At 35.7% G+C, this 7,834-nt stretch carries 6 protein-coding genes; 4 read left to right on the top strand and 2 right to left on the bottom strand.

Going from position 1 to position 7,834, the window contains the following annotated elements; translation table 11 throughout:
* Positions 1-422: 422 nt before the first annotated feature.
* Both RVS70_RS17755 and RVS70_RS17750 read right to left on the bottom strand, forming a co-directional pair.
* Positions 423-641 (bottom strand): hypothetical protein, encoded by a 219-nt coding sequence (locus RVS70_RS17755; RefSeq protein ID WP_321134260.1) that lies wholly within the window; start codon positions 639-641, stop codon positions 423-425.
* 475 nt (positions 642-1,116) lie between these two features.
* Complete coding sequence (locus tag RVS70_RS17750) at positions 1,117-1,560, bottom strand: GNAT family N-acetyltransferase (protein ID WP_240455734.1); 444 nt, start codon at positions 1,558-1,560, stop codon at positions 1,117-1,119.
* Between the two features lie 857 nt (positions 1,561-2,417).
* On the opposite strand from RVS70_RS17750, the gene RVS70_RS17745 reads away from it, so the two are divergent.
* From RVS70_RS17745 to RVS70_RS17730, 4 genes are all read left to right on the top strand, one after another.
* Entirely contained in the window at positions 2,418-3,158 is a 741-nt protein-coding gene (locus RVS70_RS17745) for a hypothetical protein (RefSeq protein ID WP_321134258.1), read from the top strand.
* A gap of 314 nt (positions 3,159-3,472) precedes the next feature.
* The gene (locus tag RVS70_RS17740; protein WP_321134256.1) at positions 3,473-4,015 is read left to right on the top strand and encodes an XRE family transcriptional regulator; all 543 of its coding nucleotides are present in this window, start codon (positions 3,473-3,475) and stop codon (positions 4,013-4,015) included.
* A 33-nt stretch (positions 4,016-4,048) separates the two neighbouring features.
* Positions 4,049-6,094, top strand: a complete 2,046-nt coding sequence (locus tag RVS70_RS17735; protein WP_321134254.1) for a hydantoinase/oxoprolinase family protein — start codon at positions 4,049-4,051, stop codon at positions 6,092-6,094.
* Positions 6,095-7,828, top strand: coding sequence for a hydantoinase B/oxoprolinase family protein (locus RVS70_RS17730; RefSeq protein ID WP_321134252.1), 1,734 nt, complete (start codon positions 6,095-6,097; stop codon positions 7,826-7,828).
* Positions 7,829-7,834: the final 6 nt, after the last annotated feature.

The following is a 7,834-nucleotide window of genomic DNA, read 5'->3' as shown; positions in this document are numbered from 1 at the left end:
CGCTTATTAGCAAGTGCCTAATGAAAATATAAACTCTTGGAACAAGAGGGTTAGCTTGGTCCATTTCGTCAGCTACCAAAAGTGGCGATTACCCAAGAAGCCCCCTCTTCAAGCAACCCGTAAGGGTGGTAAGTGGTGGGAGTAGTTCACGCAATGTATTTCAAAATATAGAGATATTAAACCCCTTTATTGAAACTTATCGACCGGTTGAGCTTTATATTCAATGTTTAGGTGATAAAATAAACTCTTTTTTGAAAAAAGTTTTGAAAAAAGTATTAAATGATATGCTCCCCTTAAGATAGACAGATTAAAAATAAAAATCTGTTTCTACACTAAGGGGAGTTTTTTACTCAAAGTAAAGTAACCACTTATATTGGTAGTAGGTAGTTACTTTTTGGATATATACAAAAGATCTATTTCATTTAGTCACCCCAATTTTCGATTGTGTACACATCTACTTTTACTCCAGTTCTTTTATCAATTTTACTGTCTTTTAATACTGCATTTTCAAAAGGAACTTCATAGTTCTTTTGCTTAATGGTAGTGGAAGTGTTTGGGTTCGTATCTTTATTAGCAAATATCAAAGTTCCTAAGAATAAAAGAGCAAAACAGGATAACATAGCAAAAAGGAATTTCTTCATATCGGTTCACTCCCTATAATATTAAATAAAATGTTAACATGTTATGGGATTATATTAAAAATTTTAATTTTCAAAAATAAAACCTCACACTAACGAGGGCTTCCTTCTCCACGTTTGTTCTCGTATATTTACAGTTATTTAGTATTTATTAACTTCTTATTAAACAATTGCTTGTGAGCTAAATAACCTGAGTAATTACTTTCTATTTTTAACGTTAGAAAACAAAAATATTTTAAAAATAACAATAATTATTTACTTTTAAAGCGGAGCAGTTGAACTGATTCTTGGAATAGAATCTTGTTATATAAGTTTATTTGATATAGTTTTTGAAATCTCCTAAATAAATTATGTACATTTAGTAGTTTTTCATATTACAGTAGTAAGCAAGATACCCATTGAAATAGAGTTGTTGCATTTTCGATCTAACACCAAAAAAGCAATAAAGTAGAAAATATGCTCAGTCCTAGGTGGGGGATTAACGAATTAGTAAGTAAAAACCGTGTTTATCAGGCTGTGTATGTTGCAATGCAAATCCGACTGATTCAAAACATTTCAAACAAGCGACATTATCTTCTTCGATTCCTGCATACCATCTCTTAATAGATTGCATATCTGGCAAAAGCATTGTTTTTTCAATAATTAGCCTTCCATACCCTTTATTACGGAGAGACGGTTTCACAGCAAGTGCAATACTGCCTGTACAATCATCTTCTATTTCTACCATAACTATACCTACTGGTTGATTACATTCAAGGGTGAGCCATACAAAATATTGGGTATTCTCTTTTATATTATTAAACCATTCCATTAGAGGTAACATTCCCTCTAAACGGTTTTGAATCTCGTGATCATTAAACCATTCTTGTACAGTTTTGATATCTTCCTCCTCAAAAAGACACATTTCGATTGACCTTTTCACTACATTAATCCCTCCATTTAAGATCATTAATAGAAATTAAACAATCTTCATTTTTTTGTATCTATAGGTACGATTTAATTAGGAATAAGTTTCATTAGTTAGTACTAATAACCAAACAAAATCGGAATTTTTGTTCTCATTTTAAAATTAAAATCCAGATAAAATTTATTTTAACACAAAGAATTATTTTGCTTTATGTTCTCTTGAATTTATCATCATAATGGCATAAAAAACCCTTCCTATAACAACTATGAAGAGAAATTGAAAGAAGGTTATTGTACCAGTAGGAAACAATAAATACATATAAGTTTGTACCTATAGAAAGGATTATTGTTGATTTATTAAAAAAGCCTCTAGGGGAACATTTTTAGTTTAGTGTTGGTGTGACAACGTTTTTGATGAGACTACTTCCGCATGTAGAAAGGTTTGAACAATAGTGGAGCAATTGTTTTTATCAAGTACTGGCAGATGATTAGAGTGTAATTGCTTGTTTAGTATTATTCAGTTCGATTGGACTATCTAGTTTCAACATGTAGCGAACTCTGTTTTGTATTGTGAATCTAGTTACCTTAACTAACATTACAGATGCAAATACCATTTTCTTCATGGATTGAGATATGGATAAAGAGAGTATAGGCCCTTTTGTTAACAGGAGCTACTATTGTGAGTAGTTCTTTTTTCTCTGTTTGAACAAACTGGAATAAAGGAATATTACGAGTAAGAACCGAAATATAATGGTATAGAATACTTTAATTTAAACACACCGTTACACAAAAGAAATATTTTTGTAATATAATTGAAACATTATAGTGCGTTCATACGTCTAATTAGTAGATAGAAAAGGAAGGGTGTTAAATTTGAGAAATATTCTAATCAGTATGTTATTCTTCTTATTTTTGGCTGCGGGCTGTGGTACACAAGAGAATGTGATAAAAGATGAAAATATACAGCAAGGAAATGCATTGCATCGAGAACATGTAAGCAATATTAAAGAGAAAGAAACCGTTGTGCTTGCTTATGAAACGTCGAAGCAAAACAATCAAGAAATGAATGTAGATGATTCAACTGATAAGCTAAAAACTTCTATAGATGAAGTAGAGAAATATGAAGTCCAAGATGATCGTTTAAAAGAAAGTGATGAAAAGCAAGAAAATAAGCTAGATACAAAAAAAGAACAGGATATGGTTAGTGAAGCTGTCTTTATACCAGTATTAAATAAGTATAATCAAATGTATGATATCATTGAACCGAATGTAGACCAGAGTAAGCTTTATGAAGAATATGTTGGATATAAATTTAAAACAATCAAAACAAAAGAGCAGCTTTATAAAGAATTCTCCGATTTTATGATTAGTGAAGTTGCCAGAAGCTTATGGAGCGACTATGTGAATGAGGGAGAAGACGCGTTATATTTAATTCCACAGGACGGTCATCCGAAGTTTATTAAGGATAATCCATATTCGTTAAAAAAGATAAATCAAAACACTTACCAACTGACCTCCAATCACCAATGTGAATTACATGGAAGGTTAGATATGGTCTTTACTTTTACGCAGATAGATGGTAAATGGAAGATTTCAAAATTAGATGTTAGCTAAGCTGATCATTAAAATATTCTACTGTATAAATATATTTTTCTACCGAATATGTAACAGGATGCTGGAAATGTTTACTAGATTACAAAATAATAAAGTTATAAGAATGTAGCCTGAATTCCTTAACAGATAAGGAATTCAGGCTTTTTTCTTGAAATAAGGAAGCGTGGAATTTGAAATCAGAATCAAGTATAACATTTACAAAAATAAAAAGTTTTCTTGCAATTACAAAATTATTTTGATAGGATAAGAAAAAATATAGTATAAGTAAAATAAATACAGTAAAAGTGTAATTATAGGAGTTGGAATATTCAAAAATGGAGCATATTCACAAAAAGATTAAGAGTTTACGTTTAGAAAAGGAAATGACATTGAAGGACTTAAGTGAAGCTACAGAGCTTTCGGTTAGTTTTTTATCCCAAATAGAGAGAGGTTCCTCATCTCTTGCGATTACGTCGCTAAAAAAAATTGCTGACGCGTTTCAAATTAATATTTCTTATTTCTTCCATGAAATAGAAAATTACAATTATGCTGTGCACAAGGAAGATCAAAAGCCGTTCAAGCTAGAGGGGTCTAATGTAACGCATGTAAGATTAGCGGGGAAATTTCCTGACCGTAAAATGGAGCCAATGATGGTAACTCTTCCACCCAATAAAACATTTATTGAAAAGTTCAGTCATCCTGGGGAAGAGCTTTATTATATATTAAAAGGGGTGGTGATTTTTAAGGTAGAGGAGAAGGAGTATATCCTTAATGAAGGAGATTCGATTCATTTTCCTTCTGTAAAAGTCCATCAGTGGAAGAATCCAACGAATGAAGATGCTGTTTTATTGTGTGTACTAACACCAGTGATTTTTTAAATAACTAATTCATTTAGAAAGGGCGGTAATACTATGAGGGTAGCAACAGATATTGGAGGAACGTTTACGGATTTAGTTTATGTTGATGAAGATGGAAAAGTAGAAGTTGCCAAAAGCCATACTACTCCTCCTGACTTTGAGCAGGGAGTTATCGATGTATTAGAAAAAAGTAACATGGATAAAGAAGCAATCGAAACTTTTATACATGGAACTACTGTAATTATAAATGCTCTAACGGAAAGAAAGGGTGCCAAAACGGGTCTCATTACTACAAAAGGATTTCGTGATGTCTTGGAAATTGCTCGTGGTAATCGTCCTGATTTATTTAATATTCGCTACAAAAAACCAGAGCCATTTATTGAGCGTTATTTGCGGAGGGAAGTGGATGAACGCCTTAATTATAAAGGAGAGGTTCAAACAGCTTTAAACCGCGACCAGGTTAAAACAGCAATCGAATATTTTAAGCGTGAGCAGGTAGAGGCAATCGCAGTCACCTACTTACATTCCTATGTGAATCCAGAACATGAAATGGAGACAGTCAAGTTGATCAAGGAGTTATGGCCAGAGGTTGCCGTGTCAGCATCGCATGAAGTAACGAAGGAGTGGAGGGAATACGAGAGAACGAATACGACAGCTTTAAATGCATATGTCCAGCCAACAGCAACATCATACATTAATAAATTACATCGCAAATTGACGGAATTTAATACGAATAGTAACAACTTTATTATGCAATCGAATGGCGGAACTACGACCTTTGACGAAGCAAAAAAAACACCGATTAATATGGTGGAATCTGGACCTGTTGCAGGAATATATGGCGCTGCTGTGCTGGGAGAGATTATAGGAGAAAAAAATGTAATAGCTTTTGATATTGGTGGTACCACGGCTAAATGCTCACTCATCGAAAATGGCGAAGTGAAAGTATCTACCAATTATTATATCGAACGAAATGATCGTACTGCAGGGTATCCGATTAAAGCACCGGTAGTGGATATCGTGGAAATCGGAAATGGAGGAGGCTCCATTGCTTGGATGGACGAGGCCGGTTCACTAAAAGTCGGACCTGAATCAGCTGGAGCTCTGCCTGGACCCGTTTGTTATGGACAGGGGGGGACAGAACCAACTACAACAGATGCGAATGTATTAACAGGACGTCTTTCTCCGGAAAATTTTGACTTTCCAGTTGATATGGAAGCTGTACAAAAGGTTATGGAAGAAAAAATCGCCAATCCTTTAATGATGACGGCTGAGGAAGCTGCATTAGGAATTATTCGTATAGCAAATTCTAATATGTTAAATGCATTAAAGTTAATTTCCATTCGAAAGGGGCACAATCCACAAGATTTTACATTAGTAGCTTTTGGAGGCGGTGGTTCCATGCATGCAACAGCGCTGGCAAAAGAGCTAGGTGTCAAAAAAGTAGTCATTCCAATAGCATCACCAGTGTTTTCAGCTTGGGGGATGTTAATGACTGATCTCCGTCACGACTATATTAAAACGTATATTAAACGAATAAATAAGTTAGACCTACAAGCGTTGCATCAAGAATGGCATATAATGGAGCAGTCGGCTTATGATCAATTTGCTAATGAAGGAATTCCGAAAAATGATGTACTATTTCATCGCTTTGCAGATATGCGTTACCTTGGCCAGGAGCACACTGTAAAAGTCCCAGTTCCAGCTGGTAATTGGTCGGAAAAGGATGTCAAGAAGATTATTGATGCATTCCATAAGTTACATGAGCAGAACTATACCTTCCAATTACCAGATACAGAAATTGAAATGGTTAATTTGCATGTTACTGCTTTTGGAAAAGTAGCCAAGCCTTCTATAAAGAAAATAAAGCGTCATACATCATTACAAGAAGCAAAAATAGAAACAAGAGATGTCTATTTTGAAGATCCCAAGGGCTGGAAGAAAACCGATGTGTACCAGCGTGAAAAACTGCCTATTAACAACCCGATATATGGACCAGCTATTGTCGAAGAAAAAGCGGCGGTTACGGTAGTTTATCAAGGACAATCCTTAACGGTAGATGATTATGGGAATTTAATAATAGAAACGGGGGCGAAGTAAATGTTATCTAATGAAACAAAAATAGATCCATTTACATTGGAAATCGTCAAAGATTCTTTGCTAGCTACTGGAGATGAAATGTTTATCGCCTTAGCCAAAACCTCTATGAGTCCGATTATCTATGAGGTTTTAGATTATGCTAGTGGATTGACGGATGCAAAAGGACAATTGCTTACTCAAGGGAATGGAGTAACTGGCTTTATAGGAATGCTTTCCTTTATGGTTAAACAAACGGTAGAGAAATACGGGGAGACTGGTAATCTGCATCCGGGGGATATTATTATTGTCAATGATCCATATGGTGGTGGAGGTTCCCATCTATCTGATGTAGGCTTAGTTATGCCAATTTTCTATGACGGGGAGGTAATTGCTTTTTCGGCAAATAAAGCGCATTGGACAGAAGTGGGAGGAAAGGATCCGGGATCATTCACCAATGATTCGAGAGATATTTTTCAAGAGGGTTTACAGTTCCCTTCATTGAAACTATTTGATGCTGGGAAATTAAATGAACCACTGGTTGAAATGATAAAGGCGAATGTGCGATTTCCTGATCTATCATTAGGAGATATGTGGGCTCAAGTAGCTGCCCTTAAAACCGGCGAGAAACGTGTTGTTGAATTATGTGAAAAGCATGGTAAAGAACTAATTGTTTCCGCTATTCGTAGCCAGTTGGATCACGGTGAAACAATCTCAAGACAAGAGCTCACCAAATTGCCGAAGGGGACCTATACAGCAAGCGGTTATGTAGAAACAGATGGAATTGGAAATGGACCATTTCCGATTCAAGTAAAGGTTACAATCACAGAGGATGCGTTTACTTGTGACTTCAGGGGTAGCAGTCCTCAAGTTCCAGGTCCGGTCAATTGCTCGTTTACTGGACTAGCGTCAGCGGTAAGAACCATTTTTTTAGCTATAACAAATCCAGATCAAAATGTGAATGATGGGGTTTTTCGTCCATTAGAAATAATTGTGGATGATAAGTCGATTATGTCAGCAGAAAGACCAGCTCCTACTTCTAATTATTTTGAGACAATGCTAGGTTGTACAGATTTAATTTGGAAAGCCTTAGCTCCACACATACCTGATAAATTAGCAGCAGCTCATTTATTATCTGTATGTGCTGTTACTTTAACTGGAAAGCATCATGACACGGAGGAACCATTTTTGATTGTAGAACCTTCTGTTGGTGGCTGGGGGGGAGCTGAAGGACAGGATGGTGCAAGCGGACAGTTCTGTGTGTTAGATGGTGAGACATATAATGTCCCGGTCGAGGTCGCGGAAACAAGATACGGTGTCATGATTGATGAATATAGTTTACGTATTGATCGATCTGGGGCTGGACAATATATCGGCGGTAAGGGTGTTATTCGATCATATAGAGCATTAACAGATGAGCAATCAGCTACGGTCACATTTGGACGTAATAAGTATCGGCTATGGGGGATAAATGGTGGACAAGATGGATCATTAAATGAGTTTTATATCCATAAAGCGAACGGAGATATCGATGGACCTTTTGGTGTTTACCCGCGCTATCAACTTCAGAAAAATGACGTGTTAAAACTAATGACTGCTACTGGTGGTGGATATGGTGACCCAATGAAACGGCCAGCTGAACAAGTTGTTCGTGATGTGAAAAATGAATATTACACCGTGGAAGAGGCAGAGCATGTATTTGGAGTTAGCATTGACCCTCAAACGTTTGATTATAAAGAATCAGCAAACAGAAGATAGCTGGAA

Origin of the sequence: Virgibacillus sp. M23 (genome assembly GCF_034190895.1) — a bacterium.
GTDB classification, from domain to species: Bacteria; Bacillota; Bacilli; order Bacillales; family Amphibacillaceae; genus Virgibacillus; species Virgibacillus salarius.
This window is presented reverse-complemented; position numbering and strand designations above follow the sequence as displayed.

Bases quoted from the DNA above. Each gene is read 5' to 3' on its own strand.
- RVS70_RS17730 (WP_321134252.1), top strand. From the start codon at position 6,095: ATGTTATCTAATGAAACAAAAATAGATCCATTTACATTGGAAATCGTC.
- RVS70_RS17740 (WP_321134256.1), top strand. From the start codon at position 3,473: ATGGAGCATATTCACAAAAAGATTAAGAGTTTACGTTTAGAAAAGGAA.
- RVS70_RS17755 (WP_321134260.1), bottom strand. From the start codon at position 641: ATGAAGAAATTCCTTTTTGCTATGTTATCCTGTTTTGCTCTTTTATTC.
- RVS70_RS17735 (WP_321134254.1), top strand. From the start codon at position 4,049: ATGAGGGTAGCAACAGATATTGGAGGAACGTTTACGGATTTAGTTTAT.